Origin of the sequence: Methylobacillus draconifructus, assembly GCF_045984385.1 — a bacterium.
GTDB lineage: Bacteria > Pseudomonadota > Gammaproteobacteria > Burkholderiales > Methylophilaceae > Methylobacillus > Methylobacillus flagellatus_A.
Map to the genome: position 1 here is coordinate 373,967 of NZ_JBJQIJ010000004.1, position 16,377 is coordinate 390,343.

The window sequence follows — 16,377 nt, forward strand, 5'->3', positions numbered from 1 at the left end:
GTCAGGCGAGTTCCTTTAACAAGTTCTTGATGAAGTCGGCGCGTGGCGCAATGCCGGGGTATTGTACCGTAACCCTGAGCTTGTCCGGCCCGTTCATGCGGCAGCGGCGGTCGCGTTGCAACAGCGCGATGAGCTTGGTCGGGTCGAGGTCGGTGCTCGGCGCGAAATGCAGCTGGATCGCGGAGTCGCTGGCGTCGATCTTGTTGATGCCCAGCGGCTTGGCGGCGATGCGCAAGCGGTGGCAGGCCATCAATGCCTCGCCTTGTTCCGGCAGCAATCCGAAACGGTCGATCAGTTCTTCCTGCATGGTGTCCAGCTCATCGTCGTCGTTGCAGTTGGCTAGGCGCTTGTAGAGCACCAGGCGTTCATGCACGTCCGGGCAATAGTCGTTCGGTAATAAGGCAGGCGTATGAAGGTTGATTTCGGTGGTAACGCCGAGCGGGGCCGAGAGGTCCGGCTCCTTGCCTGCCTTGAGCTGTTTCACGGCATGGTTGAGCATGTCGGAATAGAGGGTGAAGCCGATTTCCTGCATTTCCCCGCTTTGGCTATCGCCCAATAGTTCGCCCGCGCCGCGGATTTCCAGGTCGTGCATCGCTAAGTGGAAGCCTGCGCCCAGGTCTTCGAGCAGCTGGATCGCGTCCAGGCGCTTTTGTGCCTGTGGCGTGATATTGCGGTCGGGGTCGGTCAGCAGGTAGGCGTAAGCCTGGTGGTGCGAGCGGCCCACGCGTCCGCGCAACTGGTGCAGTTGCGCGAGGCCGAACATGTCGGCGCGGTTCATGATGATGGTGTTGGCCGTCGGCACGTCGATGCCGGTTTCGATGATGGTGGTGCACAGCAGCAGGTTGAAGCGCTGCTGGTAGAAGTCACGCATGACATGTTCCAGCTCACGTTCACGTAATTGGCCGTGGGCGATGCCGATGCGGGCCTCGGGCAGGATTTTCTCCAGCTTTTCCTTCATGACGAAGATGGTGTCCACCTCGTTGTGCAGGAAATACACCTGGCCACCGCGCTTGAATTCGCGCATGGCAGCTTCGCGGATGATGCCCTCGGAATAATGGGTGGCGAAGGTCTTGATCGCCAGGCGCTTCTGCGGCGGCGTGGCGATCACCGAGAATTCTCGCAGGCCTTCCATCGCCATCGACAAGGTGCGCGGGATCGGCGTGGCGGTCAGCGTCAGCACGTCCACTTCGGCGCGCAGGGCCTTGAGCTGCTCCTTCTGCCGCACGCCGAAGCGGTGCTCCTCGTCGAGGATGACCAGGCCGAGGTTCTTGAACTTGACGTCCTTCTGGATCAGGCGGTGGGTGCCGATGACGATGTCGATGCTGCCGTCTTCCAGGCCCTTGAGCGCCTGCGCTTGTTCCTTGGCGGTACGGAAGCGGGAGATTTCAGTGATTTTCACCGGCCAGTCAGCAAAGCGGTCGCTGAAGTTGTTGAAGTGCTGTTCGGCCAATAGCGTCGTCGGCACCAGCACGGCGACCTGCCTGCCGCCCATGACGGCGACGAAAGCGGCGCGCAAGGCTACTTCGGTTTTGCCGAAGCCGACATCGCCGCAGACCAGCCTGTCCATGGGGCGTCCGGACTGCATGTCGCCGATGACGGCCTCGATCGCGGCAAGCTGGTCGGCGGTTTCCTCGAACGGGAAGCCTTCGGCAAACGCCTCGTAATCATGCAGGCCGAGCTTGAAGGCATGGCCTTTGCGCGCCGCGCGCTGAGCGTAGAGGTTGAGCAATTCCGCGGCAGTATCGCGTACCTGCTTCAAGGCTTTTTTCTTGGCCTTTTCCCAATGGCCGCTGCCCAGGCGGTGTAACGGCGCGGATTCCGGCGGCCCGCCGGAATAACGCGAGATCAGGAACAGTTGCGACACCGGTACGTAGAGCTTGTCGTCGCCGGCGTATTCGAGCAGCAGGAACTCGGTCTCGCCTTCGCCGAAGTCGATATTGACCAGGCCGCGGTAGCGGCCTACGCCATGCTGTTCGTGCACCACCGGGTCGTGCTCGCGCAGCTCGGAGAGGTCCTTGAGCATGCCCTCGGTATTGCGCTGCTTTTCTTTGTCGCGGCGGCGCTGCTGGCGCACGGTATTGGCGTAGAGCTCGGCTTCGGTGATGACGGTCACGTCCACCAGCCTGAAGCCGCCATGCAGGGGGCCGATGCCCAGCATGACGTGGGCAGCGCTAGCCTGGAAGCCTTGCCAGTCCTCGCAGGTCTCGAATTGGATGCCATGGTCGTTGAAAAGCTGCGCCATGGTTTCGCGGCGGCCCAGGCTTTCGGCTGCAATCAGGATGCGGCCCTTGAAGCGGCGGATATAGTCCTCCAGCTTATGCAGCGGTTGTTCGGAACGGCGTTCCACTTCGAGCGCGGGCAGTTTCTTTTCCGCATCGAGGTTCAGTTGCAGCCTGGCCCAGCCGTGGCTTTGGCCGAAGAAATCCTCCGCCTTGATCAGCAGCGCATCCGGTTTGAGGATGGGGCGCTCGGGGTCGTGCGCCAGCTGGCGGTAGCGCGATTGCGCGTCGTGCCAGAAGGCTTGCGACGCTTGGTCGAGATTGCCATGCAGGCATAGCAGGGCGTCGGGCGGGACATAATCCAGCAGCGTCGCGGTCTGTTCGAAAAACAATGGCAGGTACCACTCGATGCCGCCGCTGGCGATGCCCTTGGAAACATCCTTGTAGATGCGGCTGCGCGAGGGGTCGCCCTCGAACACTTCGCGAAAACTCTGGCGGAAGCGGGCGATGCCGGTTTCATCCAGCGGAAATTCCTTGGCCGGCAGCAGGCGGATATCGGCCACCGGGTAGAGGCTGCGCTGGGTATCGACATCGAAGGTGCGGATGGTCTCGATTTCGTCATCGAACAGGTCCAGGCGGTAAGGCAGGGCGCTTCCCATGGGAAACAGGTCGATGAGGCCGCCACGCACACTGAACTCTCCCGGGCTCATGACCTGGCTGACATGGTGATAGCCTGCATCGGCACATTGGTTGCGCAAGGCCTCGATATCGAGAGTTTGTCCCTTTTTCAACAAGAAAGTATGGGCTGACAGGTAGGCATGAGGCGGCAGGCGTAGCAGCGCAGTCGATATCGGCACGAGTACGATATCGCAACTGTTCTGGCTGATCTGGTACAGCGTCGCCAGCCGCTCCGAGATCAGGTCCGGGTGCGGCGAGAAATGGTCGTACGGCAAGGTTTCCCAATCGGGCAGCAGGTGCACGCGCAACTGCGGTGCATACCAGGGAGTTTCTTCCAGCAGGCGCTGTGCATCGAAGGCATTCGAAGTGATGACGACGATAGGTGTCTTGGCTGATGCCTGTATGCGCTGGATGGCGAGTTGTGCGAGCGCCAGGCTGTCGGTGCCGGGCGTGAGTGGATCGATCCGGGATGTTTGGCCGGGTGCCGGGATGGGCAGGGAAAACTGCATTGCTTTGCCGTGACGTATTGAATAAACGGCTTATTATAGCCTTTTCACCTACCGGACAGGGCTAATGCCGGCATCAGGCGGAATTCTGGGATGGGGTGTCCCAAATGGCATTCCAGGCTGTCCGCTTGCGGACATGCCAGGAGCCGGACTTGAGAGAATTACTTGCTGAGCAGCTTGCTGATTTGCGCTTCGGCAGCCGTCCAGTATTCCACCGGGCTGCCAGCAAAACCATTGCGTTCGGCAAGAAAATAGGCGGCTACTTCCACCATGCGATAGCGTTCTTCCGGGCTGATCTGAGTCACGGTATCGGTAATCTTGGCCTTGCTAGTGCTAGCCTTCCTGGTGGCGGTGGTTTTTTTGGGAGATGCTGGTTTTGCCGTTACGGCCTTGGGCGTTGCGGTTTTTTTTGCAGTAGTGCTCTTGGATGTAGCCATTTCGGTTCCTTTCTTGTAGTCGGGACTTCCATGCTGCTTGGAATGGGAGGCGAAGGCGGTAACCTTCGCTTCCCATCATATTAAACCGTTCCGCCTACCGTCAAGCCGTCTATGCGCAGGGTGGGCTGGCCGACGCCGACCGGCACGCTCTGGCCTTCCTTGCCGCAGGTGCCGACGCCGCTGTCCAGCGCCATGTCGTTGCCGATCATGGACACTCGGGTGAGCACGTCCGGTCCGTTGCCGATCAAGGTGGCACCCTTGACCGGGTAGGCGAGCTTGCCGTCCTCGATCATCCATGCCTCGGCAGCGGAAAATACGAACTTGCCGCTGGTGATATCCACCTGACCGCCGCCGAAGTTGGCGGCATACAGCCCTCTCTTCACCGACTTGATGATTTCCTCTGGCGCCATGTTGCCGTTGAGCATGTAGGTATTGGTCATGCGTGGCATGGGGATATGGGCGTAGGATTCGCGGCGGGCGTTGCCTGTCAGCGCCATGTTCATGAGGCGGGCATTGAGGCTGTCCTGCAGGTAGCCGCGCAAGATGCCGTCCTCGATCAGCACGGTGCGCTGGGTGGGGTTGCCTTCGTCGTCGATATTGAGCGAGCCGCGGCGGTTGCTGATGGTGCCGTCGTCGACCACGGTCAGGCCCTTCGCAGCGACCTGCTGGCCGATCGCGTTGCTGAACGCGGAACTGCCCTTGCGGTTGAAGTCGCCTTCCAGGCCGTGGCCGATGGCCTCGTGCAGCAGGATGCCGGGCCAGCCGGCGCCGAGGACGACCGTCATGCTGCCTGCGGGGGCAGGGCGCGCCTCCAGGTTCACCAACGCCTGGTGCACGGCTTTCTGCGCGTAATCCTGCAACACTTCGTCGGTGAAATAGCTGTAGTCGAAGCGGCCGCCGCCGCCGGCGGAACCTTGCTCGCGCCTGCCGTTCTGCTCGGCGATCACTTGGATGGAGAGTCGCACCAAGGGGCGTACGTCAGCCGCCATGACGCCATCGTGGCGCGCCACCATGACCACTTCGTATTCGCCTGCGACCGAGGCCATGACCTGGGTGATGCGCGGGTCCGCCTTGCGCGCATACAACTCCAGGCGCTCCAGCAGCTTGACCTTGGCCTCGGCGCTCAGCGAGGCAATGGGGTCTTGCGGCAGGTAGAGTTGGGGCGCGCTGATGCGCTGAACGGCTTGTCCCTGCTTTTCCTCGCCGAGCGCGGCGATGGCGCGGGTGGCGGTGGCGGCCTGTTTCAAGGCTGCCAGGTTGATGTCGTCGGAATAGGCGAATGCGGTTTTCTCGCCGCTCACCGCGCGTACGCCTACCCCTTGGTCGATGCTGAAATTGCCCGACTTGACCTGGCCTTCTTCCAATCCCCAGCTTTCCGCACGGCTGTATTGGAAGTACAGGTCGGCGTAATCCACCTGGTGCGACATGATATTGCTGATCACGCCCTGCAAGTGGCCGACATCCAAGCCGCTAGGGTTGAGCAGGGCTTCTGTCGCAGTATGGAAATGCGAGTCGGTGGCGGGGCTGGAGGCGGTCGGTAATGTATCTGGCTTCATGGCGGAACGTCTTCAAGGTTGATTGATACCATCATAACAGCCCGCCGGGATGGCGGAACATAAGTATTTTCTGTAAATGATGATCAAGATATTGAGCTGTTTGGCTGTTTTTCAAGCCAGACAATTTAGAGCAACCAACGAACTCATCTTGCCGTTGTTGCCCTGTCTTGCCGTACTTACTTGTACTGTCTGCGGCAGAGCGCCTAGCCAGGATCGCTTCGCCGAGTTTTGTCAGTTGCTCTTTTACAGCTTGCGGTGCTTCAATGCCGGCAGGCTCTTGCGCAGGCTCTTCAGGTAGGCGGTATTGATGGATGAGATCACGATGCCCGACCCGCGCGGCAGCCTGTCCTGCACGACGCCCCAGGGGTCCACGATCATGCTGTTGCCATGGGTCTCGCGACCGGAAGCGTGATAGCCGCCTTGGCCTGGCGCAATCACGTAGCAAAGGTTCTCGATCGCGCGTGCCCGAATCAAGGTTTCCCAGTGGGACTTGCCCGTCGTCTCGGTAAAGGCCGAGGGCACGGCGATGATGTCGACATCCCCCATGGCGCGGTACAGCTCGGGAAAGCGCAGGTCGTAGCAGATGGAAAGTCCGAGCTTGCCGAAGGGGGTGTCCACGGTGACGACTTTGCTCCCGGGCTCTATGGTCTTCTTTTCCTGGTAGTGTTCCTGGCCTTTTTCGAAGCCGAACAGGTGAATCTTGTCGTAGCGCGCCACCTGCTTGCCCTTGTCGTCAAAGACTAGGCAGGCGTTGCGGACTTTTTCCGGGTTGTCGCATTCCAGCGGGACGGAGCCGCCGATGATCCAGACCTGGTGTTTTTTTGCCGTCTTCGAGAGAAAGCGCTGGATCGGGCCGCTGCCCTCTTTTTCACGGACGGCGACCTTGTCGGTGTCCTTGAGCCCCATGATGGCAAAGTATTCCGGCAGGGCGACGAGCTTGGCGCCCATGTTGACGGCAATTTCGATCAGGCGTTCCGCTTCGCTCAGGTTGGCGGCGACATAAGGCCCGGATGCCATCTGGATGGCAGCGATGCGGTTGATCCCGGGGATGGAGTTCTTGGTCTTGCTTTTGGCAACTTTTTCTCTTGATTTGATGGCCATATTTTAATTTCCGGACGGAATGCGAATTATCAGCTTGGTTTGTTGCATTTGTATGAGCAACCAGTCACCTGCCCAGCGGCAGCGGCGCCTGGTTGGCATTGTCCCGCTTGCTGCTTGCCTTGATTTCCACCGGGTTGTCCCAGGTGCCGACGAACTCGTACTCCGAGGAGGCGATCTGGTTCAGCGGGTCTTTCAGCAGTTTCTGCGCGAGGTAGGTGGCGGCGCCCACGACAGGGCCGCCTGCAAGCGCCGCAATCGAGAGGCTGTCGCTGACATAGGGCGTTACCTTGACCTTGATGTGCTGGGTTTCCTTCTGCAGGTCGGTTTCGCCTGTCATTTGCACCAGGGCGGTAGGGCCTTCCAGGCGGAAATCGTCGCTGCGCATGATGCCGTCATCAATGCGCACGTTGGCGCCGATCTTGTCGAAAGCAAAGCCGCTGCTGAACACGTCGCGGAAATCGAAAGTAAGGCGGCGCGGCAGGTTCTGCAATGTCAGCACGCTGAACAGGCGGCCGACGCCGGGCTGTATCTTGAGGATTTGCCCCTTGCGCACGTCGAGCTGGAGGTCGCCGCTCAGCTTGGTGGTTTCAAAGTCATGCGGGCTGCCGGGCCACTTGAGCTGGCCGGTGAGGTTGGCTGTGCCGTCCCTGATGGCGTTGGGATAGCCGAAGCGTTCCAGCGTCTTGCCTACGTTGCCGATTTTCCAGTTGATGTTGAGGCGGGTGTTGGGGGAGCGCTTCCAGTTATGCCATTCGCCATCAGCGTTCAGCTCGCTTTCCGGGGATGAAATGCGCAGTTTCTCTATGCTCCAGTCATTGTTGTGCTCGTTGGCGAGCAGCTCCAGTTTCCCCAGCTGCTTGGCACCATATTCGAAGCTGTCGGCGACGATGTCCAGCGAAGGGTATTCGCTGACATTGCTTTGCTGGCTGAACTGGCCCTGCGTGCGCAACATGGCGGTATCCGGCGTCGAGGAAGGGATGCTCAGGCGTTTCAGGCGCGCCAGCACTTTGCCGTTGCCCTGGCTTAGCCACTGGATATCGCCGGTCAATTCCTTGCTTTGCGCCTGCATCTGCCAGCCGTCCTTGATCGCGGTGGCGGCCAGCTTGAGGTCGTTGATGCGGCGGTCAAACACGTCCAGTTTGTTGATGTCGAGGTCTATCTTGCGGATGTCGACACTGTTGCCGGCTTGCTGTTTGTCGCCCTTGGTGCTGCTTGCCAGCTCCCGCCATTCGTCCACATCCAGGTGCTCGATCTTGCCGTGCACCGTGATGCCCGACTGCTGGGCGAGGGAGGGCGCCACGTTGAAGCCGATGTCTCCGCGCTCGATTTTCCAGTCGCCGTTGCCCTGTTTGCTGCGGGTGAATAAGGCGCCGAGGTTGCTGCCGTAGCTGATGCTGATATTGTCCTGGCTGGGATTGGGCTGCTTTTTCTCGATGCGCAACGGCACGTTGTCATTCATGGCCTTGTTGAGCGGGAAGGGCAGGCTGGACGTCATGCCTTGCAGGTTTGAATTGATGGCGATGTCGACGCCATTGGGGCTGACATTGATATTGCCGTTCCAGTCCGCAGTGCCGAATATGCGGTCGAAGACGCCATTGCCGAAGCTGGAGCGCAGGCCGGCATCGCTGACTTGCCCGCGTGCGGTGATGCGGACGGACTTGTCCTTGCCAGTGTTGAGGCTGACCTGCGCCGGGCCGCCGTACACCCAGGTCCCCAGATTCTGGCCGCGCACGCCGTTTTCAGTGAAGTCCAGCTTGCCGTTGATACGGGTCAACGGCGGCATGTCGTCGCTGGAGAGGCTGCCGTTGATGATGGTGTAGCTGCCCTTGACCTTGGTGGTGTTGACGTCATGCAGCGGAATCTGCAAGTCCAGCGCCAGCTTGCCGTTGCCGCTGGTTTGCAGGCCTTGGGTGAAGCCGCCCATGATCTTGACCAGCGGGCTGGAATTGAGGTACTGGATGCCGTTGCTGATCGGGCCCTGCCCTTCGCTCACCACGCTCAGGACCGGTTGGTGCGATGCCAGGTTCGGTATCACGACCTTGCTCCTGACCACCTGCGTGCCCAGCGTGCTGCCCTTGTTGGCATTCAATTCCATGCGGTTGCCCTCGAACAGCATGTCGAGGGCGATGTTCTCGATCTTGGGCCATTCCGGGGCGAACTTGAGTTCGCCGTCGTGAATTTTCGCCTTGACCTGGAACAAGCCGTTCTTGTTATCGGCGAAAGGGAATTGGCGCACGTTGCCCTTGATGATGACGCTGACGTCCTCGCTTTTGCCGGCCAGGATGGAGTTGTCCAGCCATGACAGGGTATGCTCGCCCAGCAACAATGGGTAGTAGAAGCGCGCATGCTGCCCATCCACGCGGTTGAACTTGCCGATCAGTTCGAGTATGCCGCCCTTGGCAGGGTCGTGCTGGAAGCTGGCGTTGATGGCGCCTGCAAGGTGCCGGTTGGCAATATTGAGATTGTTGACGCGAACTTCCGGTTTGCCGTCATTGGTTTTCCATTTCACCTGCCCGGTGAGCTTGTCCACAGGCAACGGCCAGCGCAGTATGTCCTTGAACTCAAGCTCCGTGTTGCGCGAGTTGAGCGTGAGGCTGCCGCCATCTTCATCAGCACTGATGGAGCCGCTCAACTGCTTGAAACCAGGTATCTTCATGTAGGGCTGCATGCCCAAGTCGCTGAACTGCGCGTGGAGCTTGTATTTTTCCGGAAAGCCGCCATGGCTGGTCCATTCCAGGCTGAGCTTGTGCAGGTCGCCCGCGGGCTTGATCTCTTCCAGGGCCTGTTTGAGTTTTTCCGGCAAGGGCAGGTGGGATGCGAGGAGATGGGCGGACGGCAGCGATATTTCATCGAGTGTGATGTTGCCTTCGAGCGATTGCTTTTCCGCAGCATGCCGTTCGCGCAGCGCAATCTGGCCGTTCTGCATATCCAGGCCGTTGGGCGTGACGATTTTGAGGTTTTCGCCCACCAGCTCCTGCCCGTCACCGTGCTTGATCCAGGTCAGCCTGCCGGAGAGTTTCTCCAGCCTGGTTTCGGGTTGCTCCTGGATAATGCGGCTAACGACGTTGTGCAGAATCATGTCGCTGACGAGCTTCTTGGGCTCGCCATTGGCAAACTCCAGCCATGCCCGCGTGGCGCCGTACCCTTGGCGGATATCGATCAGGTTGGCCGGCAGCCATTGGTGCCAGGCGGCGATATCGGTGCCGTCGGCGTGGACATACAAGGTGCCGCGCCAGTCGCCCGGCCTGCTGATGTCCTTGCCGTAGAGGTTGCCGCGTACATCGATCGGCCCGGAAGCCGCCACCGAAGGGACGGTCTGCAATCCAAAGCGGTGGTGGCCGACCAGGCTGCTCCAGGCCGGGTTTTCGACATGCAGGTTGAGTTTGTCTAGGCTCAGCGGCGGGGCCTGGCGCAAGTCGTCATGCCAGGTGATGCTGGCATTGCTTACATCGATGCGGGCCTGGCGCAGTAGCCAATTGGCGAAGTCCGGCTTGGAGGGGCCGCCGGTTGCAATGCCGGCGATATAGACCGTGCCGTCCGCCTCCCGGCGTATGCTCAATGCGGGCTCATGAATGACGAGCGAACTGAGGCGAGGCTCCAGCAGGGCAATGCTCAGCCACGATACGCTGGCCTCTATATGCTGGAAGGAAAGCGCAACGCGCTGCTCGGCATCGTAAATATCGATGTCGCGCAAGGATAGATGCGGGTTCAATCCGCTCCAACTTGCGTGCAGTTGCTTGATGGTCACGGTCTGGCCCAATGCCTCGCTGACCTTGGCGGCAATGCGTTCGCGGTATTCGCCGATATTGGGCAGGACGAGGTAGCGCAGGCTGAGGACGATGATGGAGAATGCAATGATGGCGAACCATAGCAGGGCAAGGGTGGCGCGGTAACACCATAGCAGGGACTTTTTGACCATATTTTATTGCACTATCATCGCCGGAATCCGCACGAATTGTGCCTGTGAGCAGCATGTCTATTTAATATGCCCAAAGTATTTCATTGGCACGATGGTTGGTCAACGCTTGAAGGGCGAAAGTTGCCAGGATTGGCTTACAATAACAATTGTTGACAATATATTTCCTGCAAAAGTCCTTCTTTAGACTTGGGCATTATCGAGTAAAGTTCTTGATTCAGCTAAAAAACATCAAATTATACCGTGGAGTGAAGTGCCTGGTCGAAGGCGCAAGCTTCCAGCTTCATCCCGGCCACAAAGTCGGCCTGACCGGTGCGAACGGCGCGGGCAAGTCCAGCGTATTCGCCATGTTGCGCGGCGAACTGCATCCCGAGTCGGGCGAACTGGAAATTCCCGCCCATTGGACCATTGCCCATGTGGCACAGGAAACCCCGGCGCTTGCCGACGCTGCGATCGAGTTCACGCTGGATGGCGACGTCGAGCTGAGGCAGGTCGAGGCGGCGTTGCGCGAGGCAGAGGCCGCGGGAGAAGGCGAAAAGGTCGGCGAGTTGCATGCCCGCCTGGGCGAGATCGATGGTTATTCCGCACGTGCGCGGGCGGCCGAGCTGTTGCATGGCCTCGGCTTCGCTACCGCCGATTTGCAACGCCCGGTTTCCGATTTCTCCGGCGGCTGGCGCGTGCGGCTCAACCTTGCCCGCGCGTTGATGAGCCGTTCCGACCTGCTGCTGCTGGACGAGCCGACCAACCACCTCGACCTCGACGCCGTGATCTGGCTGGAAAACTGGCTCAAGGATTACCGCGGCACCTTGCTGCTGATCTCGCACGACCGCGATTTCCTCGATGCCATCGTCAACCACATCGCGCATATCGAGCAGCAGAAACTCACCCTTTATCGCGGCGGCTATTCCGATTTCGAGCGCCAGCGCGCCGAACGGCTGGCACAACAGCAGGCAAACTACGAGCGGCAGCAGCGCGAAGTGGCGCACTTGCAGAAATATATCGACCGTTTCCGTGCCCAGGCCACCAAGGCCAGGCAGGCGCAAAGCCGTATCAAGATGCTGGAGCGCATGGAACTGATCAATGCGGCGCATGTGGACAGCCCGTTCAGTTTCAGCTTCCGCGAGCCATTGGCCGCACCCGATCCGTTGCTGGTGCTGGATGAGGCCGATGCAGGCTATCAATCCACCCCGATATTGCAGCGCATCATGCTGACCTTGCGCCCGGGCGAGCGGGTCGGCCTGCTCGGCCGCAATGGTGCAGGCAAGTCCACCCTGATCAAGCTGCTTGCCAATGCCATGACGCCCTTGCAAGGCAAACGGGTGGAAGGCAAGGATTTACGCCTGGGCTACTTCGCCCAGCACCAGCTCGAACAACTGCGCGCCGACGAATCGCCGTTGCAGCACATGCTGCGCCTGGACCCCGAGACGCGCGAGCAGGAGCACCGCAACTACCTCGGCGGTTTCGATTTTCGCGGCGACATGGCCACCAGCGCGGTCGGCGCATTTTCCGGCGGTGAAAAATCCAGGCTGGCATTGGCATTGCTGATCTGGCAGCGTCCCAACCTGCTGTTGCTGGACGAGCCGACCAACCACCTCGACCTGGAAATGCGCCATGCCCTGACCATGGCCCTGCAAGACTACCAGGGCGGCATGGTGCTGGTCTCGCATGACCGTGCCCTGTTGCGTGCCACCTGCGACCGCTTCCTGCTGGTCGCGGACGGCAAGGTGCAGGAGTTCGACGGCGACCTCGAGGATTACCGCAACTGGCTAAATGAGCAGCGCCTGCGTGACAAGGCCAAGGAAGAAAAAATCAAGCCCGAGGCGGCGCCCAATCCACGCGCGCAGAACAAGGCGGAACGCCATGCAAGGTTGCAGGAGCGCAGGCCATTGTTGAAAGAGCTGGAGCAGATAGAAAAGAAAATGGCCGCCTGGCAGCCGGAAAAGAACCAGCTGGAGCAAGCCTTGGCCGCGCCCGAGCTATACCAGGAGGCAGACAAAACCCGCCTGCAAACCCTGCAGAAGCGCCAGGCCGAGCTTGAGCAGCAATTGGGCCACGCCGAGGAGCGCTGGCTCAGCCTGCAGGAGCAACTGGAAGCCTTGCCGGAAATCAGTTGAATACGATCCGTCAAGATAATCGCCAAAAGAATTAAAAAGGAAAGCAAAGCAATGGAAATAAGTTATTCGCAAAGGCTGAGCCTGACTTACGCCCTGTGCCTCAACGAGGCGCGCACCAATGCCGGTGAGCCCCCCAGCACCAAGCTGGAAGATTATGATGCGCTGGAGGCTTCGACCTACCTGGCCTGCTACATCACCTTCCGCGCGATCCAGCACGCAGGCCGTTCGCCTGCCGACGAGCGCGTGGAAAATTTCGACATGCTGGCTGTGTACCAGGCGTACGCGATGCTGGCCTATACCTACCTGACCCTGCCGTTGGGGGATGAAGGCATAGAGCCGGATTACAAGACGGCCGCCATTACCATTGCGCGATCATTGTTTGCAGAGCTGGAAAACGAGGAACTGGCCGAGATCATCGAATCGGGTAACCATAAATACCAGTTGATCGGCGATGCCGAAGCCGAACACTGGATGAATTACCGCCAGGATATCGAGAAGGTGCTGATGGCCTTCGTGATCGCCGCGACGGATGAAGAAGCGCCATTCGACAAGGAGGAGTTGGTGCCGATGCAGGGAGCCTTGCTCAGTATGTTGTGTGAGGCGTTTGCGAGTGAGTAGAAATTGTCAGCATGTACAAAATCGCGCGAGGCCAGTAATTTTGAACGTTATACATTATGAGTCGTAGATGCTATGTGCCTCACTTTGAACACGTTGACCTTCCTAACATTCAGTCGTGTTTTTTTGACGGGAGAAGCCATCGTGCTTATCTTAAGATTCCTTTTGCAGGGGACAGAGGAAAAGAAAAGCTGTGTGTCATCGGGCAAAATCCCAGTGCTGCCGATGAGTTCAAAGCAGACAAAACCATTCGCTACTTGGAAAAACTCATTTGTTTAAAACATTTCCAGTACCGACAGTTAATTGTTTTGAATCTTTATTCCCAAGTTGATACGACCAAAACTGAACAAACAAATCCTCTTCACCCAAAATGCGAAGAGCTTTTCAACCGCATACTCGAAGAAGAGGCCAATTTCCTAGTTGTGTTCGGGAAGTTAACAAACCAAGGTCAGTATTGTTTTCTTGATAGAGTGCGGCAGATCGAACCTTTATTACGATACAAGCGTGTATCCAAGCTCAACCTTGATACGCAATACGCACCACATCCTGGTAACCCAAAAATTCTCTATAACAATTTTAATGTGGATTTCTCTCCGTATTCTTTCGCAGACATAGGTATATCAAATTCATCATGATATTTAACCAGTCGCTGGACACTATGCGATGAGGCACTATAGCGCCGATATGCGCTACGGTAGGGCTATTAGTAGCATTCCATACAATTTTAACGAGGAAGATAATGAAAGAAATCATTTTTTTTGTTGCTTTTTCCATCATTTCAACAACAGCTCTTAGTGCGAGTTTCGATTGCACTAAGGCTGGAACATCTGTTGAGAAAATGATCTGTAGTAATGAAGATATATCAAGGTACGACGATGAGTTAGGAAGTCTTTATAAAAAAGCTAAAGAGGTTTTTCCTGAAGAAAAGGTAAAACAGAGAGCCTGGATAGAGAAACGTAATCAATGTGATTCAATAATTTGTCTTATGAGCCTCTATCAGCAAAGAAATCTAGAATTGCAGGCAGTAGTTGACATGGCGCCTGTACAGGAGCTTGCTGTGTCAGCGGTCACTGAGGTGTCCGATATTGCAGAGTTGCCAGACGCATATCAGCAAAAAGATATAGAAGTTCAAGTACAAGCTCCAGTCGAAGTAGTCGCTGCACAAGAGGATAATGTGTCAGTAGTTGCTGATTCATCTGCTTCTCCAGAGTCGCTTGACGTAAACCAGCAAAGCTATGTGGAAGATCAAGCACAAGTTCAAGCTGAGGCGCTCGAAAATACTCAAGTGATGCCTGCAACACTGAAGAATCAGCCAAATATTAGTAGTCAAATTATTTTTCTGAGCGGGGGCTTTTTACTGCTTGCCATGGTAATTTCTGTCTGGGGCTTCATGAAGCGTTGTCCGAGTTGTGGTAAATGGTTTTCTGAACGGGTCATAGAGCAGGAGTTAGTAGATCAGCAGCAAAGTTTAAAGACAGTGAGGCGGGAAGATAAGCACAGAGATCGTAGCGGAAACATCATTAAGACAGTGGAACGGCAAGAGCAAGTTCAAATTACGATTTCTAGGTACAACCTGTTCCATCAGTGCAATAAATGTGGTCATGAGTGGACTACGACTAAAACGGTTGAGTCGGAATAACTCTAATCTCTTAATTTAGCGAGATCGGCTTGATTCAGGGGGTGATGGTTGAGGGAATAAGAAGCGAAGTTACTGTAGGCGAGGTCAGGGCCTACTCAATATGACGCTTTGATTGAAACGCAATGACCGTTGGTTATTGCGTCTTAAAGGTTCAAGCAGCCAAACTAAGCGAGCTGCTGGCGTTAGCATCGTCACCGCTGCCATAAGCCGCAATCAACTGCCCGATCTGCCGGTTGATGCTATTGGCCTCCTGCTGTTTTGCCTGGTTGCTATCGTTCTGGCTTTGATATTCCATTGCTTCCTTGGCGCTTACCTTGCCGTCCTTGTTGGTGTCGGCAGCCTCGAAATTGGCGGCGACGCTGCTCGCCAGGCTGGCGAGGTTGGTATCGGAGGTGGTGGACGCAATGCTTTCCAGTTCTTCCTGGGTATAGCCTTCATCGTCCTCTTCGTTTTGCGGGGGCGGTGGAGGTGGCATGCCGCCTTGCACGCGCGCATTGTTGAACTGGCTGTTCAGTTCGCTCAGCAGGTTGCTGATGCCGTTGCTGAGTTCCGATTCAGTCAGCTTGCCATCGCTGTCGCTATCCAGTGAGCTGAACAACTCGTCTGCATCGCTGCTGTCGTCGTTGCCATTCAGTTTGCTGAGCACGGACTGCAGGTCCGCTTGTTCGATATAGCCTTTGTTGCTGGTGTCCAGCTTGCTGAAAATCGAGCTGGCAATCTGGGATGCGTTGCCGGAAATGCTGTTGATCATGTTGTTCTTCTGATTGGTCGCGCTGTCGGCCGGGCGGTTGCCCGGCTCCTGGAGTTTCTAACGGACATGATGCGCTTATTTTTTGCCTGCGAGGTGTAAAGCCGGGTAAAGCTGTGTAAACCCTCATCCTCTAAAAAATGCTCCTGGCGCTGTTGCCCTACCTGGCCGTGCTACTTGCACCGTATGCGACAGCGCAAATAGCCAGGATCGCTGCATTGAGTGATTAAATGGGCCTGGGGCGATCCTCTTTCGGGCGGCCTTCCCATGGCTTGCTTGCAGGGAATGGGCATAGCTCGGGCCGGCCCTTGCCCAGCTCTTTTCTTTCATCCAGCTTGCCAAGCTGCTCGGGCGTGAGCAGTGCGCGAATGCGCGATTCCGTACTGACTCGGGAGAAGATGGCATCACTTTGCACGCGCGCGAGCTCTGCGGCCAATTGCCTGGCTTTCTTTTCATCGAAGTTGGGCGCAGTGCCCAGTTTGTCTATTTCCTCGCGCAGCTTGCGTTGCTGCTTGAAGTTGTTGCGTATTGCGGGCGCTTCGGCATGCAGGAGATAGAATATTTTATCTTCCTGCGCCTCGCTGAGCTCCAGGCCGGCAAGGTGAGGGGGCAGGGCAAAGCCCGGGGCTTCCTGGATAAGGCCGGAGCCCGGCCTTGGCGGGCCGTCTTCGCGCAACGGGGGCTCGGCGCTGGCCCATGTGCTTGATATTGCGAATGCTGCCATGAGGATCATGGATGGGATGATGCGGGGATTCATATGCGTCCTTTCTATTCACGGTAGGTATGGGGAAATTCTGCTGCCGCGAGTTGTTAGATGCTGTTAACCAGGGGTAAAGATAGGTAAAAGT

11 protein-coding genes are annotated in these 16,377 nt (G+C 57.6%); 4 read left to right on the plus strand and 7 right to left on the minus strand.

Translation table 11 applies throughout. From position 1 onward, the window contains the following. Position 1 precedes the first annotated feature (1 nt). The 5 genes from mfd to ACKF11_RS10865 form a co-directional block, all read right to left on the minus strand. Positions 2-3,406: a transcription-repair coupling factor gene (mfd, locus tag ACKF11_RS10845; RefSeq protein ID WP_407997063.1), complete on the minus strand. Its 3,405-nt coding sequence runs from the start codon at positions 3,404-3,406 to the stop codon at positions 2-4. 158 nt (positions 3,407-3,564) lie between these two features. After that, a complete protein-coding gene (locus ACKF11_RS10850; RefSeq protein ID WP_309565577.1) occupies positions 3,565-3,840 on the minus strand; it encodes a DUF2934 domain-containing protein in 276 nt (91 codons plus the stop codon). A gap of 80 nt (positions 3,841-3,920) precedes the next feature. Next, the gene (gene tldD / locus ACKF11_RS10855; RefSeq protein WP_407997064.1) at positions 3,921-5,396 is read right to left on the minus strand and encodes a metalloprotease TldD; all 1,476 of its coding nucleotides are present in this window, start codon (positions 5,394-5,396) and stop codon (positions 3,921-3,923) included. 243 nt (positions 5,397-5,639) lie between these two features. Beyond that, positions 5,640-6,497: a carbon-nitrogen hydrolase family protein gene (locus ACKF11_RS10860; RefSeq protein ID WP_407993684.1), complete on the minus strand. Its 858-nt coding sequence runs from the start codon at positions 6,495-6,497 to the stop codon at positions 5,640-5,642. A 64-nt stretch (positions 6,498-6,561) separates the two neighbouring features. Continuing rightward, positions 6,562-10,416 (minus strand): YhdP family protein, encoded by a 3,855-nt coding sequence (locus ACKF11_RS10865; protein ID WP_407997065.1) that lies wholly within the window; start codon positions 10,414-10,416, stop codon positions 6,562-6,564. Between the two features lie 209 nt (positions 10,417-10,625). Here ACKF11_RS10865 and ACKF11_RS10870 point away from each other — a divergent pair, with 209 nt between their 5' ends. The 4 genes from ACKF11_RS10870 (at position 10,626) to ACKF11_RS10885 (ending at position 14,781) form a co-directional block, all read left to right on the plus strand. Beyond that, on the plus strand, positions 10,626-12,527 hold the full coding sequence (locus ACKF11_RS10870; protein ID WP_407993682.1) for an ATP-binding cassette domain-containing protein: 1,902 nt from the start codon (positions 10,626-10,628) through the stop codon (positions 12,525-12,527). 51 nt (positions 12,528-12,578) lie between these two features. Continuing rightward, the gene (locus ACKF11_RS10875) at positions 12,579-13,145 is read left to right on the plus strand and encodes a hypothetical protein (RefSeq protein WP_407997066.1); all 567 of its coding nucleotides are present in this window, start codon (positions 12,579-12,581) and stop codon (positions 13,143-13,145) included. Positions 13,146-13,201: 56 nt separating this feature from the next. Next, on the plus strand, positions 13,202-13,777 hold the full coding sequence (locus ACKF11_RS10880; protein ID WP_407997067.1) for a DUF1643 domain-containing protein: 576 nt from the start codon (positions 13,202-13,204) through the stop codon (positions 13,775-13,777). Between the two features lie 104 nt (positions 13,778-13,881). Further along, positions 13,882-14,781 carry a lysozyme inhibitor LprI family protein gene (locus ACKF11_RS10885; protein ID WP_407997068.1) on the plus strand — a complete coding sequence of 300 codons (900 nt, stop codon included), beginning with the start codon at positions 13,882-13,884 and terminating at the stop codon, positions 14,779-14,781. A 151-nt stretch (positions 14,782-14,932) separates the two neighbouring features. Here the strand turns inward: ACKF11_RS10885 and ACKF11_RS10890 are convergent, their stop codons facing one another. Both ACKF11_RS10890 and ACKF11_RS10895 read right to left on the minus strand, forming a co-directional pair. Further along, on the minus strand, positions 14,933-15,532 hold the full coding sequence (locus tag ACKF11_RS10890; protein WP_407997069.1) for an EF-hand domain-containing protein: 600 nt from the start codon (positions 15,530-15,532) through the stop codon (positions 14,933-14,935). Positions 15,533-15,755: 223 nt separating this feature from the next. Further along, the gene (locus tag ACKF11_RS10895) at positions 15,756-16,286 is read right to left on the minus strand and encodes a Spy/CpxP family protein refolding chaperone (RefSeq protein WP_407997070.1); all 531 of its coding nucleotides are present in this window, start codon (positions 16,284-16,286) and stop codon (positions 15,756-15,758) included. Between the last annotated feature and the right edge of the window lie 91 nt (positions 16,287-16,377).